Source organism: Rhizobium sp. 01L410, assembly GCF_056400165.1.
In genome coordinates, this window is sequence record NZ_JBFTST010000013.1 from 47,081 (window position 1) to 65,827 (window position 18,747).

The following is an 18,747-nucleotide window of genomic DNA, read 5'->3' on the forward strand; positions in this document are numbered from 1 at the left end:
GTTTCGTGAGGCGGCTCGACTAAACAGATCGAGACACAAGGCCTAACTTTTCGGTTTCTGAAAGCGTCTCGGTTCAAAGCCCCGCCTTGGAAGTCACTATCGCGCAGTCGAAATTGGCGGATTGATTCCTGAGGCGAAGGTCTCACGCGTCCCAGACTGACTGATTTGGCATCGAGCATGGATATCCTACCAAAATTCCCGCGCCAGTGACCAAATTTTATACCCAGACATTGGTCAGTGAGTGATTGCTGGCGGGCCTGTTATCCTCGCCGCCTGCGTTACTATCGCGTTCGAAATCGGCCCGACTCGCCGGATAGCCGAAGACAACGCCGCATCGGCTTGCCGCCCTCCGATCGACACCTCTGCAGACAGGAGCCCGTTTTCACACATACGATTGTCGTCCCATCCCGGATGATCGGCGATTGGATAAAGACATAGCCCTTCCAATGGCACGCCTGCTCTCATCGCCAAGCGCGCCTGTGAAGAAACATAGCTGTACCACGCAGCGCGTCGTTCACCCTCGATGCCCGTTTCTGCGATTATCAAAGGCCTACCATAGCGGGCATAGGTCTCGATCAGGATATTGCTGAACGGCTTATAAAGAGGATGACCGATGTCAATCGGCGGACCGCCATGGATCCACTGATTATTGAAGTAGTAATTAACGCCGATGACATCGAGATAGCGCTCCTGGCCGCCGATCTGCGGCCAGAGGCGGCCTGAGATCAGGTCCCACCCCTGAAATTGTGATTGCCGATGACTTTCGGCAACGCCCCGTTCCCATGGGCGAGATGGGTCAGTGATGACGTTTATCACCGGATCGCAATGGACGAAACGCGCTCGGCCGTCTGCGGCAAGGATCGCTTCCATGGCAGCGATCGCAGCGCGTGCCAGTTGCACCTTCAGCTCGAACCCACGCCCGTTAGCAAAGGGATTGAGGTACCCGGCGTCGCCACCCCCCCATGAGAAGAAAGAAATCTCGTTGACGGGACAATAAAACGGAACCGTGTCGCATTCTTCCCGAACAATTTTGGCACATTCGCCCGCAAAGCGTGCGAAACGGTCAGCGAAGCCCGGTGACCAGATGTCCAAATCGTCGGGCCAGCCATAATGGAGCAGGTCCCAGATCACCTGCGTACCGGTCGTTTGCGCCGCTTGCAACATGGGCCTAATGCTTGACCAGTCGTAGTGACCGGCCCGGTCGATCAGGTGCCAGCGAAAGCCGTCGCGCACCGTACGAATGCCGAACTCCGCCAGTTGACGATAATCCTGGGCGGCATGGCGGTCGTGGCCGATCGCGGCAAGCATGTCGAGCCGGCGGCCGACCTTCTCGTCCTTATGGGGACGAAGCCGGTGGCTCGAGCATTCGAATCCGCCCTGCAGGAAGGATTGAAAAAGTCCGGTTGGCCCCGACGGCACCCTTTCTGCTAGCACGTCGGAAAACAGTTTTCTCCAGTGGGGGACCACAGCTTCCGTGGCATAGCGCTCCTTGACGCTATCCCGCAGTGCAGCGCCGAGCGACCGCCGCAGTGCAGGGTCATCGATCAGCCGGGCGATGTTTTTCGCCACTGCCTCAGGGTCGCTGTAAGAAACAAAAAGACCGGAAATCTCGTCTTCGATCTGCTGCAGCGCGCCGTTGTCGGGCGTTGCGATGACTGGAAGAGAGGCGGCCCCGGCCTCGGCGATCACATGCGGCATACCTTCGCCGCGAGAAAGCCAGACGAAGATGTCGAAGGCAGACAGTAGCTCGGGAACATCCTTCCGGTCGCCGAGAAACTGCAATTTCGCTGCCAGCCCACGCTGCTGTGCCAGCGCCTTAAGGCGGTCAGCATACTCCGGCATGAAGGCGTCCGGGCCGCCGACGATCACAAAGCGGGCCCGGCTGTCGCGCAGGCCGACAAGGGCGGCAGCCTCGATAAAATCCTCGACATTCTTCTTGGGGTCGAGCCGGCCGACCCAGCCGATCAGCATCTGATTGTCGGTTATCCCAAGCGCCCGCCGGGTCGCCCCACGGAACGACGGGTCGAAACTCGCCAGATCGACCATGGACGGGATCTCGAGCGCATGATGCTCACGCCCCGGCATATGCGATGCCGCGGCGTCACGAATCGAACGGCAGACGCCGATATATCGGTTCGTCAGGTGTTTTGGTCCGGCCAAGGCCTCCGAGACGAGCCCGCCATGCTCGACAAGCGGGGGGCGCAGGTGCAGCCGTTCCAGGGCCGGATAGATATCGGCGACGTTCTGGCATGACACCACGATATCGTAGCAAGGGATCTTGGCAGCCAGATAGTCGACGGTAGCTTCGAACGATAGTTTGTAGGGTGTCGTATCGACATCGACGCCAAGCGCGGCCAGTTGTTCATGCGTCTGCTCCGGCATGCCCGGCTTGCGGAAGCAGGTGACCACGTCGATGCGAAAGCGCCGCGGGTCGAGATTTCCGGCCAGCAGCCGCACCTCAGTTTCCTCGCCGCCGACCACCAACCAGGCAAATACGAACAGGATGCGGATCGGCGCGGTTTCCTCTGTCATTCGCCTATCTGGAAGACGACCTGCAGGAAATCCGGCCGGTTTTCGATGAGGTCGGTTAAAAAGGCCGGCGCGTCGGTCATCGGAATGACATGGGTGATCATGTGCTCGCGGATCGCGCCACCCTCACGTCGGATAAGATCCACAGTTGCCAGCGCAAGCCGTCGGCGGTTCCACAGCGGTGCGAGTCCACGAGGCACGCGGTTGATCTGGGCACAGCGTATGGTGAGGCCATTGTGGTGAAACTCCTCCCCAAGTCGGAGCGCCTCGGCGCCGCGTTGGTAGAAGGCGAGGTCGATCACCGTGCCCTGCGGTCGCAGGGCCTTTAGCGCGGTATGCAGGCTCGCGGACTGCGCCCGGGTCTGGAATACCAAGTCGGCGCCCCGGCCCATCGCACCGTCATGCCAACGCGCCTTGGCATGCTGCCAGGCCTGATCCTCCGTCATAGCCATCAGTCCCATCGCCTCCGCCTTGCCGCGGCGGAACTCGGAAGGGTCCGTCACGAGCACGTCCGAGGCACCGAGCGCGCGGGCAAACAGCGCCGTCATTAGCCCCACCGTACCGCCGCCGATGACGATGACCGGGCGATCCTTCACGCCGGCGCCGAGGAAGGGCACTTGGCCTCCGAAAGCCTCAGCGTCGGCATGCAATATGCCGTTGGCGCAGATTGGACCCATCTGCGCGACAAGCACGCCGAGCAGTGGATCTATGTCCGTCGGCATCGGCACCAGAAGGTCATTGAACGGGTTGGCGGTGTGCCCGGACTTGTGGGCATAGGTCGTGGCAACCACATCCCCGTCTGAGAAGCCGTGTGCGCGCGATTCCGATACGCGCGCAACTTCCATATAGCCGAGAAACGGCACCGGGAAGTGAAGGGCCGCCTCGTTCTCGATGAAAGCGCCGCGCTCCCCATCGAAACGCGATCGAAAATAGGGATTGGTGTTTTTGAGAAAGGTCAGTTCGGTCCCTGCTGAGAGGCCGGTGTAGAGAGTGTCGAGGCGAACCTCGCCATTCGCTGGCGGCCCTTCATCATATTCGAAGAAATACGGGCGGCCCGGTGCCTCGACGCCAAGCGAGCAGATTGTCCTGTGCCCCGGCGCCAGTTCGAGCGGCGGCGGTTCTGGGCGTCGCTGGAACTGCAGGGGAGCCGGGTTCGGTCTTTGCGTGCTCGGCGGATGGAGCCTGACGACCTGACCTGATTTTGCCGAGGACACCACGGCAAGTGCCAGCCGATGCGTCGTCAGCGCTTCCGCATAGGGACAACGTATTCGGTTTTCGCCGCCGCGCACTGCGTCGATGAAATCTCGGTCCTCGCGCCACACCGGGTCGCCATCGGCCCCGCGCACCGGACGTCCTCGGCCGACATCCACCATGATCTCACGGTCGGTCAACTCGATCGCCAACTGGTTTGCGAAGATGTGCAGACCAACGCGATGGTTCCATCCGAGCAGGCAGGTGGAGGCAATGTTTGCAACGACACCGGTTTCGAACGTTAGGTTGGCAGTCGTCACCGTTGGCACGTCGAGATCTGGAAAGTCGGTCCGGTCGAGATGCCCGGCACGCCCGTAAACTTCGGTGACTTCGCCCACCAGAAATCGCGCAAGATCGAGAAGATGGGTCGTCTGCTCCACCATCTGTCCGCCCGACTTATCTTCCTTCCACCACCATTTCGGCGGCGGAGTGGAATCCAGCCAGTAGCCGGACAAAAGTTGCGCCGGATTGTCCTTCAACAAGCCGCGCGCTTCGTCGACGATGTCCAGATAGCGCCAATGATAGCCGACGCCGGTAATCAGACCCCGAGCGCTCACCGCCGCCGAAATCTCCTCCGCGATTGCCAAATCGAGCGCCACCGGTTTTTCGACGAAGAACGGAATTCCCCGCTCGACGAGCGCGCGTTCCGGTTCGCCATGGGCAAAGGGCGGGACGCAGACATACACGGCGTCCGGACTGACCGCGTCGAGCATCTCCTTATGATTGGAGAAGGCTTTGGCGCCAAAACGCATCGCGGCCGCATCTGCCCGGCCAAGATCGGGATCCGCAAAGCCGACCAGTTCGACGTCGTCAAAGCCGGCGATGATGTCGAGGTGTCGTTGTGCGATCCCGCCGACGCCGATAAAGGCCAGACGTGTCTTTTGCATTGAGAGATCCTTTTGCGTTGGGCCTGATTTTCCTGCAAAGCGGCCGTAAATCGCGCCGGTTTCTGCCGCCATCCGATCGGCAGAAAAGAGCTGTCGGAAGCGTTCTCCCGCGGCGGCGCCGACGCCAGCCAGCCGAATCGGATCGGCAAGCGCCAAAATGATTGTATCGGCTAGCGACTGGACATCGCCTGGCGCTGCAAAAAACGGGTGTTCTTCGCCGAGCGCTTCCAGGGTACCGCCAATACGCGTCGCGACCACAGGCGTACCAAGCGACATCGCTTCCAGCACGACGAGCGGCAGCCCTTCGAACAGTGACGGCAGGACGAAGAGATCGCTGCCTGCAACGAGCTCAGCGACATCTGCACGCTGGCCCAGAAAACGGATATGGGCGGCTACGCCGAGACTTTGGGCAAGCGCCTTGAGGGTCTCCTGTTCCTCGCCCGATCCTGCCAGCAGAAGCATGGTGGAGGGATGCCGCCTCAAGACTTGCGGCAAGGCGCGCAGCAATGTCGCATGATCCTTTTGCGCGGTCAGTCGTGCTACGGTCAGCAGAACAGGCGCATTGTCGGATGCGAGGTTTCGTGTCCGTTCCATCGCTGCTGCGATTGGCTCACGCGCATAGATGCCATTGCGGATCACCGTCAGTCGGTCCGTTGCGATGTGTGCCTCGTAGCTGGCTAGCGAAGCGTCGGAGACGACGATGTGATGGGAGATGTTCCGCGACGCAAGGCGATAGTCCTCTTGTTGCCGATCGTCGGTCAGAAGATAGGGCAGGTGTTCGGTGCGGATGACCGGAGTGCCATTTGCCGCGCCGACTGCGCTGAGATTAAGTCCCTCCCACCCTATTCCAGCATGAACATGCAGGAGATCGCTACCGGCCTGAGAGAGCCAGTCTGCGAAATCCTCTTCATCGCGGGCAAGCCGTATCCTAATGCCGAAACGCGCGGCGCGGGGCAGTAGACCGTTGCGATCCTCCCCGATCAGGGCAATCGTCACATCCCACTCGGGAGCGCAGCCGCGCGCAAGTGCGAGCATGTGCTCGCCCATTCCCGACGGGTCGAGACTATCCGTCGCCAGAACGATGTGTGCTTTTTTAGTCAAGCTGCGAATCCGCCATGACGCTATGTCCCAGCCGCTTCTGTAAGCGCCGGTGCGTCGCAAGGGCCTGTCCGACAACCTGGTCCATGTTGTAGTATTTATAGGTGCCAAGCCTGCCCACGAACGTGACGTCGCTCTGCACCCGCGCAAGGGCTTCGTACTGCCGGTAAAGTGCCTGGTTCTCAAATCTGGGGATCGGATAGTAGGGGTCGCCTTCGGCGCATGCGAACTCGTAGCTGATGCTCGTTTTGGGATGAACCTGACCGGTCAGATGCTTGTATTCGGTTATGCGTGTGTAAGGCACGTCTTCAGAAGGATAGTTGACTACGCCGACGGGCAAAAGTCGTCGTGCGTCATGCGTTTCGTGCCGAAATTCGAGGCTGCGATAGGGCAGGTGCCCGAAGCAGAAATCGTAGTATTCGTCGATCGGACCGGTAAAGATCGTGTGTTTCGCCAAGGCGTCGTTACGCAAGTCGGCGTAGTCCGTATCGAGCAAGACCGTGATGTTCTGGTGGTCAAGCATGCGCTCGAACATCCGGGTATATCCGTCGCGCGGCATCGCTTGAAACATGTCAAGGAAGTAACGGTCGTCGTCGCTGGTGCGGGTCGAAATCCGTGCCGTGACGGAACGGTCGAGTTCGGAAGGGTCAAGACCCCATTGCTTGCGCGTATAGCCCTCGAAGAAGGTCCTGTATAGCTCGCCGCCAACCTGCGACACAACGACGTCTCGCGATGTGCGGATCGGGTCGCAGGGTTCGGCGCGGCTTGCCAGAAACTGCGCAGCCTCTGTCTCGTTCGAGAGGTTGAGGCCGAACAGCCCGTTCAGCGTCGTGCGGTTGATGGGAATGGGCAGCCTCAGATCGCCAACCTGCGCCAGCACTCTATGCTCATAGCCCCGCCAGGCGGTGAACCGGGAAAGATAGGCGAACACGTCCTCGCTATTGGTATGGAAAATATGCGGGCCGTATTTGTGCACGAGTATGCCCGCCTCATCGCGATGATCATAGGCATTTCCAGCGATATGCGGCCGCCGATCGCAGACAAGGACCGAACGGCCGTCACAAGCGAGGCGTTCGGCCATCACCGATCCGGCAAAGCCGGCGCCAACTACCAGGTAGTCGTAGCCCCGACGAACCGAACTGCGGTGAAACGCGAACGATGCGTCTCTCGAAACGGCAGGCGGGTTTCTGTCAGCAACCGCCTGCTCGACGAAATGTGACATCGAGCGAAAGGTGGCATCCCAGGACGAACTGGCAAGTGTGACATCCGCTGCCTTCCTCCATGCGTCACCTGAACGCGAAAGCGTCAGCGCGGCGTCGCAGGCTCGCGCAAACGCGACAGCGCCATCGGCTAGGAAAACGCCCTCGACATCGCCGTAGCTGCGTTCTACGTCTGTAATGCGGGTGCTCACCACCGGCCGTCCAGCCGCAAGATATTCGGGTGTCTTGGTGGGACTAATGAAGCGGGTTGCCTCGTTCAGCGCAAAAGGCATTATGGCCGCCTGCCAACCGGATAGGTAGGCCGGGAGATCCTTATAGGATTTCTGCCCGAGATAATAAATGTTCGCTGCCTTTGGCAGATCTTCGGGCGAAATCTTGACTACCGGACCGATGAAAACGAACGAGTGATCCGGCCGGGCATTTGCCGTCTCGCGGATCAGATCGAGGTCGAGCCGCTCGTCGATCACGCCATAATAGCCGAGCCGGGGATGCGGGATCGCGGCCTGATCTGCCGGGTCCCCCTGTACCTCGCGGGCTCTGCGGAAATGATGCGCGTCGACGCTGGACGGGAAGGCATGGATGTTGTCGTGCCGGTGCTTCTTCGCCTCGTAGAGACTGGCGCCGCCAGTGAAGACGGCATCAGCGCGCGCGATCAGCGCATCTTCCGTTTCCTTCAACCGGGGCGGCGCGAACTTGAAATTGGCCAGTTCGTCCATGCAATCGTAGATCACTGCTTCGGCATCCACATGTCCAGCGAAGCTGAACATCATAGGTGTGTAGAACCAAAGGACCGGGCGGCGTGAGCCGCCTAGCGCAATCAACTCGTCAAGAAGCTCACCGAGCGCCTTTTCCCGCTCAACCTCGCTCCACCAATGCGGTATCCGCGGCCGGACAGCCTTGACGTTGGTATCCACGAAAGGGTGGATTTCCAGATAGGCGAGATGGTGGTCGGTCGGGATGAATTCTTCGAAGAAGAAGACCTCCCGGTCGCGAGAAAATCTCTGCATCAGATGCTGCGGTCTCTGCAGCACGAAATCCCATCGAAGGTGCGAAAAACAAACGAGGGGAGGGTTACGGGAAGCGCAGGGTTCAGGCGTCTGCAATGTGGAATTCAACACGTCCATCAAACACCTCGTTACTTCATAACCCCAACTTCGGTTCCTTGCGAAAGTTCCGTCGGGCGAAATGGGCGTCAGTTTTCGGTGCCTGTGATCAATTGCCTGAGTTTGCGTGCGCTATGCGGCCAGGTCCAGCGAGCGAGCACAACGACGCGAGGACGCAACGTGTCTGCACATTCAAGCAAGTCGAGAATACCCTCGTGAAAGTCCATCGCGGACGCCGTGCGACCAGTTTCCGGGGTCAGGTACTGGAGCCCGCAGCAGAGCTCGCTGTTGGCCAGAACCGGAATGCCTGCCAGCATGTATTCCGTCAGGATTGCCGGCGCTCCGTCGTCTATACCACAGACAACGCCGATCCGTGCCCGGTTCATCAGGCGATTGACCTCGTCGAAGGGAACTCCGGGCGGTCCGGCGAACTCGACGTCGATGCCCAGCCGTTGTGCGTGGTTGCGCAATTCCGGGACGAGTTCGCCGTAGCCGGATACGCACAATGCGCGCAGCGACCTTGGAAGCCGCGCGAGCGCGTCGAACAGGATATCGTGTCGTTTGTAGTGCTGCGCGGCTGCCACGTAGATTATGTCGTGCGTCTTCGGGATGTTTAATGGGCGGAATGTCACCTCGGAGGCGAATTCCGGACCGACCGGCATAACCTCCGTTCGCATGGCCGGATGACGGTCCCTCACCACGTCCGACTGCCATTCGGCGCCGGTCAACACGAGATCGAAATGACGGCTCACCTCCGAGGGCACCCGAAGCGCCGGTGCATCGATAGAATTGTAGATCTTGAAGCTGTCTTGGCAGGCAAGAATGATGTCTTCGCAGACACCAAGGCCCCACACGCACAGAATGTCCGGTGGCCCAAATGCCGCAATATGCCCGAGCATATCGTTCGATGCGAATGGGGCTTCCGGTCCGTTCATGCGAAACGCACGGCGCGTAAGAAATCGACTACCTGTCGTCCAGTCTGGAGGCGGCGCATTGCCACGCCAGTGCGTCCAGATTTCGCAGCAATCTACAAGACCGTCCTTGAGTGCGGCCAACGGTAACCGTTCGAGATATCCTCCATCGACCGTCACGGCTCCAAAGTCCGAGACCGGCTTGGGGAAGCAGCCTCTCGACCCACTCAGCCATTGGTGGCGATATGCGTTTACGGACGGAATGTCGTCATCACCCAACGCTCCGTCCTGATAGTCGCTAATGATGACGATACGGCGCAGCTTCATAAACATACCTAATTGATGTCGACACGGTAGTCTGTGAGGCGGCACTACCACTTAACTTCGAGAGAAGGATCCAGTTCCGAGACGTCGCTGCTGCGGACGTGTGTGACACTAAAGAGCTGATCGAATTCGTTGTGATCGAATTTTTCTTCAAAAGCTCGAGCTCCAGTGACAACGCAAGCTTTCCGTAAATGGGCGGATAAGGCGTGATGGCGGAACCCGCGAGCGTCGCAGTAGTTCATACGAAACAGAAGAATCCGATGAGGATCGTCTTGGTCACCATCTCGATCGTCGTGCTCATGATGGCCGTCATTGCCGCAACCTGCTGCCATCCCCGTTACGAAGCTTCCTATCCGAAGCCGTACGACATCACGGAAAATAGATCGAGTGATCTGACCTGCGGTGCCGCAGAGCCTGCTTATAGCGTTTAACCGAAGACTTGCATGTTCCAAACGGTCTCGGACCTCAAGACGCTGCCCGATGTCGTGTTCGGCGAAACATTTGTCTGGCTTCGACGTTGTGTCAATCCAGTGAGCACACAGGGTGAGCCGTGATCGAAGCCAAGCCGTCAGACATTCATGGGGACAAGCCGGCCGCGGCCTCCACACAAGGGATGGTCGATCACAAGGAGCTCGCTGCATTCGCGTTTCAGCGAACGCGGATGCCTATTGTGGTCGCGGATGCCCGTCAGCCCGACTACCCACTTGTTCTTGCAAACGAAGCTTTCCTTCACCTCACCGGCTATGACGCGCAAGATCTCGTGGGACGGAACTGTCGGCTTCTGCAGGGAGAGAACACATCGAGAGAGTCTGTCGCCCAGATACGGGCCATCATCGGCGCTGAGCGCGAGGGCACAGTCGAAATCCTCAACTATAGGAAGGACGGAAGTGCCTTTTGGAACCAGCTTCATCTCAGCCCCATCAGGGACGACGACGGTCGTCTTGCCTATTATTTTGCGTCCCAGATCGACGTCACCGAATATCGGAAGGTCCAGACCCTCGAAGAGGCTGAGCACCGTTTGCTGCTGGAGGTGGACCACAGAACGAAGAACGTGCTTGCCATCGTCGATAGCATCGTGCGCCTGACACGATCCGACAACGCCGCTGCCTATGCCGCGTCCGTTCAGCAGCGGGTTCAGGCGCTTGCCAGAACCCACATGCTGCTCGCCGAGAATGGCTGGCAGGAGGCCTCGCTCCACGACATCATATCGCTGCAGATCAGTGCCTACGGGGCTAAAGCTGTCGAGATCAGCGGTCCGTCGGTCATGATCCCAGCGCCTTCGGTTCAGCCACTCGGACTGGCAATTCATGAGCTTGTCGCAAACGCTGCGGTGCATGGAGCGCTCTCGCATCCTGAGGGAAGCCTGACTGTCACCTGGCGACAGGCGGACAACGGGCTGACGATTGAGTGGCGCGAGCAGGGCATCAAGAACGGCGCTACGCCCCGGAAGGGCTTCGGCACTGTTTTGCTTGGTGCCGTGCTGGAGAAGCAACTTGGTGGCAAAATAAGCCGGGAGTGGCGCGACCAGGACCTTCACGTCAGGGTCGAGCTGCCGTCGCTGAACCGTGTCGGCGCCAGTCTCAGATCCAAACCTTGACACCTGCTGTCGGGACTGACGAAGAGCGAGCTGTTGCAGACGGAGGCGCAGTCTGGTCGGCGGAAAGGTTTGCGAACGCTTTCCCTCCACGGAATCACTTCGTCGATCCGACTCTGCCAGCCATTACGATGGAAGCGAGTGTGGACGTCAGGTAGGCATCTCAGCCGATAACCGTCAGCATCATTCTCACTTTCTGGGCAAGATCATCAATCGCAAAGGGTTTTGTGATCATCTCCATACCAGGGCCGAGAAATTCAGCTCTGGCGGCGGCGGCTGCGGCGTAGCCGGTGATGAATAGAACTTTCAGACCGGGACGCGCGGCGACGGCGATTTCCGCGATTTGGCGCCCGTTCAATCCCGGAAGGCCAACGTCCGAAACCAGCAAATCGATACGTTCAGACCCTTCGATCACGGGCAGGGCTTGGTTGCCGTCAACTGTTTCAATCACGCGGTACCCGAGCTCCTTGAGTACGTCGACGACGAGCATGCGAACGGAGTCATCATCCTCGATAACAAGGACGGTTTCCCCGTCGCCGCGCGGCAGGGAAATTGCGGGTTTCTGTTGGGTGGGCGCCCCTGCTTCGGTTGCCGTTCCTCCCGGAAGGTACAGCTTGATCGTCGTGCCGATACCGATTTCGCTATAAATGCGGGCATGGCCCCCCGATTGCTGCGCAAAGCCATAGATCATCGACAAACCGAGACCCGTACCCTGTCCGATCGGCTTTGTCGTGAAAAAGGGATCAAATGCCTTATCAATCGTCGCTTGCGACATGCCCGTGCCGGTGTCACTCACGGCGATCACGACGTAATTCCCGGGTTCCAAGGTCTCGCCGTGGGCGAGGTCGGCCTTGGTGAAACCAACATTTGCAGTCTCAATGGTCAACTGACCACCATCCGGCATCGCATCGCGGGCATTGATGACCAGATTGAGGATAGCGCTCTCGAGCTGGTTGGCATCGGTGATCGCGTTCCAGGTCTCGGGTGCCGGAATAATCTGCAGTTTTACCTGCTCCCCAAGGGTCCGACGAAACAACTCCTCCATGGAAACAACGAGTTTCGTTACGTCGACAGGTTGCCGATCAAGGGACTGGCGGCGGGAAAAGGCAAGTAGGCGATGAGTGAGTGATGCAGCGCGATGCGCGGACGATGTCGCTGCATCGATAAACTTGTCGAGATCATCGATTTTTTTGGCAGCAATCCGTCTCTTGATGATGGATAGAGCGCCGATCACCCCCGTGAGCATGTTATTGAAATCGTGCGCGATACCACCAGTGAGCTGACCAACAGCTTCCATTTTTTGAGCTTGCCGCAATTGGGCTTCCGTTTCCTCAAGGACCGCTTTCTGTTGCTTGTCGAGCGTGACATCGCGACCATATGCGTAGATGCGGTCGTCTTCGCGGGAGGTCATCCAAGAAATCACCCGAGGCGAACCATCGTGATGGGTGAGTCGCACTTCAAGCGCTGTATGGGTGTTCTCTGAGGCCCTCTTTAGGTCGGGCTGCGTCTGGTCACGGTCCTCCGCCCAGACGAAGTCGAGTACTCTTTTGCCGATGACCTCACCCGGTATGTGACCGAGAATGTCCCGCCAGGACGGGCTGACATCCCTGAACACCCCATTCGCATCGATTACGACGAGAAGGTCTCGCGAGTTTTTCCAGACGCGGTCCCGCTCACGAATGCTGTCACGCGCTATCTCGGCAAGCTTCTCGTTGGCATGCCGCAGACTTTCCTGCGTTTTCCTGGCATCGGTTATATCAAAGATGACGCCGACGTAGCGCCGGCCGCTGGTCTCGATGTTCTCCACATATTCGCCGCGGCGTGCGAGCCAGCGCTCTTCTCCGTCGTCGGCGCGCGCGACCCGAAACTCGATGTTATGTTCGCTCTGAAGACTATTGGGATCGCTGAGATCAATAATAGGTTTGTCGCCGGGATAAATGAGGTCGTTGAGGGTCTTGACCGGTAATATTTTTGTCGGATGTAGGCCGAACAGTCGACAGAACTGTTCCGAGACGCGGATCGTGCCGTAGCCGACGATATATTCGAAAGTACCGATGCCGCCTGCAGACTGGGCGATGCGAAGTTGCTCGTCGCTGCGCTTCTGTTCGGTGATGTCGACAAGAGTGCCAACGAACTTTACCGGCTCGTCGTCTGCGTTGCGGATCGCCCGTCCGCTGGCACGGACCCAGCGATAACCACCATCGTTGCGCAGCAGCCTATATTCCTTGGAAAAGACCTCCGAGCCGGCCAGAATCCCCGCAACAGCAATTTTCACGCGCTTCAGGTCGTCGGGATGGATGGAGGCGAAGAACCCGTCGGTCGCCACGCCTTCGGCCAGCGCGACTGGGTCCTGGTCGGTTATGGCGGCAAAACGCGCGTCTGCCATAAGGCGCTTTTCGGCAATATCCCATTCCCAGCTGCAAGTCGCGCCAGCTGCTTCCAGAACCAGCTGCAGACGTCGTTGTGCCGCGTCCATATGCGAACGTTCACGGTCGATCACCGGGTTATCGGCACTATTTGTCATGAAGTTCGCCAATACTAATTCGGGTTTGTGCTACTCGGTATCCGTCATTACACGGTCGATAAAGTCGCCAATGAGCTGCTTCAGCTTCTCCATGGACGGCAAGTCCATGATCATCGCGATGTAGCCGCGGATATCGCGTTCCCGAACAGAAAAGTTAATGTACAGGAATAGCACGAAACTTCCTTCGCCGCTTCTGTTGTGAACCTCGAAGAACAGGGTGCTGTCGCCGCGCAGCACATCTGGGAGCGACATTTTCAAGCTGTGCTGCAGCATGTTCGCCATGGAGCCGAGACAGCCGTTGAGTATGACGTTGCCGGTCTCGGCGAGCGCCTCGTCTTCCATCTCGAGAACCTCTGCCTCTTCCATTTCATCGCCAACGATGGCGCGCACGAGCGACAGGCCGTTGCTTTGCGGGAAGATCAGCAGCGCCCGGCCAGAGAACGGGCCTTCGAACTGCTGCTGCACGGCTATGAGAGCTTCGCTTTCCCGTTGGCCGATCAGGGACGCGGCGGATTTCCTGGTAACGATCTCGACCGATGGCACCGAAAGGATGACTTCTTTTTCGACCATCTTGCGCAGGCTTGCGGCCGCGCGGCTGACGCCGATATTCACGAGTTCGGTTAGCGCGTCGCGCTCGAGTTCGTTGAGGTCGATCGTATCGTCCGTCATGTGCCGGCTTTCTTGAGCCGAAGAGCGGCTCCTGCAATGAAAGGGCTGAGCGCGTCCTGTGTTACCGGCTTGGCGACGAATGTGGCGTTAAGGGCACGCACGCGAGCGACAATTTCGTCCTGGACGTTCGCGGTAATCACCGCGATCGGCATGTGCGGGTGGGCGGACCGCAGCTCCGATGCCAGCTCAAGGCCATCTTTATCCGGCATATTGAAATCCAGTATCGCCACGTCGATATGCTGGGAGCCCACGAGCGTCAAGGCATCCGCAGCACTGCCGGCTTCGACACGCGTCCAATCGGGCTGCAAGGCGGCAATCGCCTTGCCCGCGACAATGCGAGCCAGTTTGCTATCATCCACGACCAGGACTGTAACAGTCATTTCATTCCCCGACATATCATTGCGAACCTATGCATACTTATGACCTGTAACACGTATGTTTGTGCAGGAGCATTCGCTCGTTGGATAGCCTATTACTGGCCGGATTGCCTGCAACAAGCGTAAATTTCTCGTAGCACACTATCTGATATCAAGGATGATACAGGGGGGCTCATAAGAGTTGGCTGGAAAACCATCAATGCTTGCAAAAGGGAAGTGTGGATCGTTGTCGCGGCGCTCAGGTCTATATGTAGGTCGGGATGGCGATCCATGTAGTCCACCAGTGTCTCGACTTCCTCGACGCCACATTGACCTTCCAATCGAATTGCCTTGTCATCGACGCTTATAGTCATTGTATCAGCTCCTCCAGATCGAGCACGAGCAGGACCCTGCCGTCGCCGAGTAGGGTGGTACCAGCTATCCCCGTCACTCCCTGAAGGAAACCGGATAGCGGCCGCGTCAGGGTTTCGGCCCGTTCTGCAATTGCATCGACCACCACGCCGATTTGGTCTTCCCCGGCCCGAACCACGAGAACCTTCAGGTCCGCAGACGCTGCGCCGGTCTGCGGGATCTGAAGCAGGTCGGCGAGATAAAGCAAGGGGATGGTGCGATCTCGCAGGATGAATGCGCGGCCGGCCCTGATCGGCTGAACGGCCCGCAGCGGCAGTCTCTGGGTCTCAACTATGTCGGAAATGGGGATGCCGTAACGTTCGCCTCCCACTTCGACGACCATCAGTTGGGTCATCGAGAAGCTGATCGGGAGCCTGAGCGTAAAGGATGTTCCCGATCCAAGCGCAGTTTGCATGTCAAGTGTACCGCCGAGCCGGTGGATGGAACGTTGCACAACGTCGAGGCCGACGCCGCGGCCCGAAAGGTCGGATACTGCCGACGCGGTCGAGAAACCTGGCGCGAAGACAAGCTGCAGCGCATCCCTGTCGGGCAGGGACGCCGCCCTGGTTGCGGTCAACAGGCCCCTGTCCACGGCGGTCTTGCGGATGCGCTCCGGGTCCATACCCCGGCCATCGTCGGTCACTTCGATCTCGACCTGGTCGCCGCGCTGGCGTGCGCGCAGGAGGATGCGCCCTCTCGCCGACTTCCGCGATTGCAAGCGTTCGCCGTCGTGTTCGATACCGTGGTCAAGCCCGTTTCGAATGAGGTGGAGCAGCGGTTCGAACAGGTTTTCGACGATTTCCCGGTCGGCTTCGACGGTTTCGCCTTCGATCACCAGATCGAGTGCTTTGCCGAGCTTCGTGGATGTCTCGCGGACCAGCCGCGGAAAACGGCGGAACGTCTGCTCCAGGGGGATCATCCTGGCCTGGGTGACGGCGCTGTAAAGCGAGGCCACAAGCCGTTCGATCTCCTCGTGGCTGGAGCCGATGCGTCTAGCAAGCGCGCCTTCACCATGGTTTTGCGCCTCCTCGGCGAGTGGCACGAGGCCGTTCTTGGCAGTGACCAGCTCGCCGGCAATCTCGATGAGCCTGTCGATTCGCGCCGAATCCACCCGCATAGTCGTCTGGCGATCAGTGAGGCGTTGCGGCGATCTATCAATTGCGGCGGATGTCCGCTGATCGCCCGGCCGGGGCAGTTCTACCAGCTTCACCTGATCGGGGATCAGGCGGAACTCTGGTTCCAGCTTCGACAGCGGCCCACCGCAAACGGCCTCGATCACCAGGCTACAGCGGAAAAGATCGTAGTTTTTCGGCGACGGAGGCGGCTCTGTAAGCGAGAGTGACAGATGTTGGAGGTCCGGCAGGCGCGAGATGGTCGCCAGAGGATCGTCGCCGTTGAAAAAGCATTCAGGGTGCGGTTCGTAGCGAATGGCGATCACGGTGCCTGGGCTGCCAGAGGACGGTAGGCGTTCGGCAAGTGAGAGCGCCCATTCCGGTATTGTCGTCGAGGAACGGATTGCCTCAACGGTTTCGCGCGCGGTCATCTCGCCTTTCAAAAGACCGAAAAGCCGGGAGGCTTGTTTGTCCTGGGCGTCGGACAGATGGCCGGTTTCAACGATCGCGTCGATGCTGTCTTCCACCCATTCGACCACCGACAGAAGTGGATCGACAAGGGTCGCATCCACCGCGATCATGCCGGCGCGCGCGTGGGACAGGAGGTTTTCGGCGTGATGCAGCACGTCCTTCATCGGGCCGAGGTCGAAAAGGCCCACGGAACCCTTGAGCGTATGGATTGCCCGGAAAGCGCTTTCCAGATGTTCTCGATTGCCGGCGTCGGCCTCCAGCGCCATCAGGTCGTCTGAGGCCTGCTGGACGAGCTCGCGCGCCTCGATGGCGAACTGTTCGATCAATTCATCCATCTATATATCTCTCGTCTCGCGATAAACGATGGCATCGGGAAAGCGCACCGTGTCGAAGGACTTCGACATTCTCGACATAGACTCCGTATGGCCAAGGCAGACATAGCCGCGTGGATTCAACATCTCGCGAATGTTTCGTGCTGCAGTCTCGCGGGCCGCTTCGTCAAAATAGATGAGCAGGTTGCGGCAGAATATCACGTCAAAACGACCGAGCGCGGTAAGGCTCTGGCGATCGATGATATTGCCCTTCGCAAAGGTGACGGACTCCCTCAGATCGCCGATCAGCCGGCGCTGCTGATCCCGCTCTGGTTCGAAATAGCGGTCGAGAAGATCCGGGGACAGCTTTGAGAGCGCCCGCTGGCCGAAATAGCCATCGACCGCGCGGCGCAGGATCTCTGTATCTATATCTGACCCGACGATCTCGATATTATAGGCATCCACGAGCGGCCAGTTTTCGAGCAGCCAGATCGCGATGGAATAGGGTTCCTCGCCGCTGGAGCAGGGCATGGACCAGATGCGGATCCGGTCGCCGGGACCCTTCGCGCGGATGAGGCCGGGAAGGATCGAATTGCTCAGGCACGAGAGCTGGTGCAATTCGCGATAGAAATACGTCTCGTTAATTGTGAAGCTGTTGATCAGCAGTTCGGATTCACCGAAATCGCTGCGCAGTATCGAAATGTAGTCCCTGACGGATCGCGCCCGCCGCTGGCGCAACAGATCCGTAATGCGGCGCTCGATATAATAGCGCTTCGTCTCACCGAACACCATGCCGCTGCGCTTGTAGATGAGGGCGCAGATTTCCCCGAGGTCAGCCGCAGACAGAGGCTCGAGCCCATATTCTTTCGAGGTGATCGGTGGCATGGCCATCAGCAGACCTGATCCATCAGATGTTGCCCGATCTGGTCGAGCCGCTTCACCTCGCTCGCCCCGCCTCGCTGCACCAGCTCGCCCGGCATTCCCCAGACGACGGCGGTCTCTTCGGCCTCGGCAATCGTATAACCGCCGGCTGATCTGAGATCGGCCATGGCCGCCGCGCCGTCATTGCCCATGCCGGTCATCAGCACGCCGATCAAGGATCTTGCCGGAACATGCTTCATGGCCGAGCGCACCATGCGATCGACGCTCGGATGCCAACGGAACTCGGGATTGTTCGGTGCCGCAATGGCGACCAGATTTCCGGCGCGGGAAGAGATGAGGATGTCGGCGTCACCCCTGGCGATGTAGATATTGCCCGGATCCAGCCGTATCGGCCGGGTGACTTCTGTGACGGTCATCGCACATATCCTATCGAGACGCTTGGCAAGGGCCCCGGTGAAGGAGGCAGGCATATGCTGCGCGACCACAACCGGCCATTTAAAATCGGACGGCAAACGGGTAAGCACTGCATCCAGCGCCGGCGGGCCACCTGTCGACGTGCCGACCAGCACCAGCCCGTGGCCCGCCGCGTCTTGGGTCACGGGACTAGAGGCGGTGTCGCGAAGCTTGGAAGCGGATACCGGTGCAGACAGCACGGACCGGGCGAAACGGACGCGCTCTGCGAGCCGGCGGCTGCGCCGGATGCGCACCGAAGCAGCGATGCGGACCTTTTCGACCAGGCGAGGCGCCAGTTCCTCGATGCCAAGGGAAATGGCGCCGCTCGGTTTTGCGATGAAATCGACAGCACCGATCTCGAGCGCCGCCAAAGTCTCTTCCGCTCCTTCTCCGGTGAGAGAGGAGACCATCACCACCGGGCAAGGGTGCTCAAGCATGATGCGGTCGAGACATTCCAGGCCGTTCATCCGTGGCATGTGGATGTCGAGCGTTACGACGTCAGGGCGAAAGTCCGAGATGATCTTCAGCGCCTCATCGCCATCGCGGGCGAACCCGATTTGGAAATCGGGCTCAGTGCCGAAAATCTGGCCGAGCAGCTTCCGCATAAGGGCGGAATCTTCGACGATGAGGAGACGGATCAT

12 protein-coding genes are annotated in these 18,747 nt (G+C 59.3%); 2 read left to right on the forward strand and 10 right to left on the reverse strand.

Translation table 11 applies throughout. The features are described 5' to 3' along the window. Positions 1 to 234: 234 nt before the first annotated feature. The 4 genes from AC1DV9_RS24075 to AC1DV9_RS24090 all read right to left on the reverse strand — a co-directional run bounded on the left by AC1DV9_RS24075 (position 235) and on the right by AC1DV9_RS24090 (position 9,326). Positions 235 to 2,532, reverse strand: coding sequence for a glycosyltransferase family 4 protein (locus AC1DV9_RS24075; RefSeq protein WP_477950304.1), 2,298 nt, complete (start codon positions 2,530 to 2,532; stop codon positions 235 to 237). Further along, the gene (locus AC1DV9_RS24080) at positions 2,529 to 5,768 is read right to left on the reverse strand and encodes a glycosyltransferase (RefSeq protein WP_477950368.1); all 3,240 of its coding nucleotides are present in this window, start codon (positions 5,766 to 5,768) and stop codon (positions 2,529 to 2,531) included. Before AC1DV9_RS24080 ends, AC1DV9_RS24075 begins: the two co-directional genes overlap by 4 nt. Next, positions 5,761 to 7,992, reverse strand: a complete 2,232-nt coding sequence (gene glf, locus AC1DV9_RS24085; RefSeq protein ID WP_477950305.1) for a UDP-galactopyranose mutase — start codon at positions 7,990 to 7,992, stop codon at positions 5,761 to 5,763. The genes AC1DV9_RS24080 and glf overlap by 8 nt, the downstream gene beginning before the upstream one ends. Before the next feature lie 185 nt (positions 7,993 to 8,177). Beyond that, the gene (locus AC1DV9_RS24090) at positions 8,178 to 9,326 is read right to left on the reverse strand and encodes a glycosyltransferase family 4 protein (RefSeq protein WP_477950306.1); all 1,149 of its coding nucleotides are present in this window, start codon (positions 9,324 to 9,326) and stop codon (positions 8,178 to 8,180) included. A 257-nt stretch (positions 9,327 to 9,583) separates the two neighbouring features. Here AC1DV9_RS24090 and AC1DV9_RS24095 point away from each other — a divergent pair, with 257 nt between their 5' ends. After that, positions 9,584 to 9,754 carry a hypothetical protein gene (locus tag AC1DV9_RS24095; protein WP_162698876.1) on the forward strand — a complete coding sequence of 57 codons (171 nt, stop codon included), beginning with the start codon at positions 9,584 to 9,586 and terminating at the stop codon, positions 9,752 to 9,754. A 119-nt stretch (positions 9,755 to 9,873) separates the two neighbouring features. Next, positions 9,874 to 10,920 carry a blue-light-activated histidine kinase gene (lov, locus tag AC1DV9_RS24100; RefSeq protein ID WP_477950307.1) on the forward strand — a complete coding sequence of 349 codons (1,047 nt, stop codon included), beginning with the start codon at positions 9,874 to 9,876 and terminating at the stop codon, positions 10,918 to 10,920. Between the two features lie 160 nt (positions 10,921 to 11,080). Here the strand turns inward: lov and AC1DV9_RS24105 are convergent, their stop codons facing one another. The 6 genes from AC1DV9_RS24105 to AC1DV9_RS24130 form a co-directional block, all read right to left on the reverse strand. After that, positions 11,081 to 13,441 carry a PAS domain-containing protein gene (locus AC1DV9_RS24105; protein WP_477950308.1) on the reverse strand — a complete coding sequence of 787 codons (2,361 nt, stop codon included), beginning with the start codon at positions 13,439 to 13,441 and terminating at the stop codon, positions 11,081 to 11,083. A gap of 30 nt (positions 13,442 to 13,471) precedes the next feature. Beyond that, entirely contained in the window at positions 13,472 to 14,110 is a 639-nt protein-coding gene (locus AC1DV9_RS24110) for a chemotaxis protein CheX (RefSeq protein ID WP_477950309.1), read from the reverse strand. Further along, positions 14,107 to 14,490: a response regulator gene (locus tag AC1DV9_RS24115; RefSeq protein ID WP_112386799.1), complete on the reverse strand. Its 384-nt coding sequence runs from the start codon at positions 14,488 to 14,490 to the stop codon at positions 14,107 to 14,109. The genes AC1DV9_RS24110 and AC1DV9_RS24115 overlap by 4 nt, the downstream gene beginning before the upstream one ends. Before the next feature lie 346 nt (positions 14,491 to 14,836). Next, positions 14,837 to 16,795 carry a chemotaxis protein CheA gene (locus AC1DV9_RS24120; protein ID WP_477950310.1) on the reverse strand — a complete coding sequence of 653 codons (1,959 nt, stop codon included), beginning with the start codon at positions 16,793 to 16,795 and terminating at the stop codon, positions 14,837 to 14,839. Then, the gene (locus tag AC1DV9_RS24125; RefSeq protein ID WP_477950311.1) at positions 16,796 to 17,662 is read right to left on the reverse strand and encodes a CheR family methyltransferase; all 867 of its coding nucleotides are present in this window, start codon (positions 17,660 to 17,662) and stop codon (positions 16,796 to 16,798) included. Beyond that, complete coding sequence (locus AC1DV9_RS24130) at positions 17,662 to 18,747, reverse strand: protein-glutamate methylesterase/protein-glutamine glutaminase (RefSeq protein ID WP_477950312.1); 1,086 nt, start codon at positions 18,745 to 18,747, stop codon at positions 17,662 to 17,664. The genes AC1DV9_RS24125 and AC1DV9_RS24130 overlap by 1 nt, the downstream gene beginning before the upstream one ends.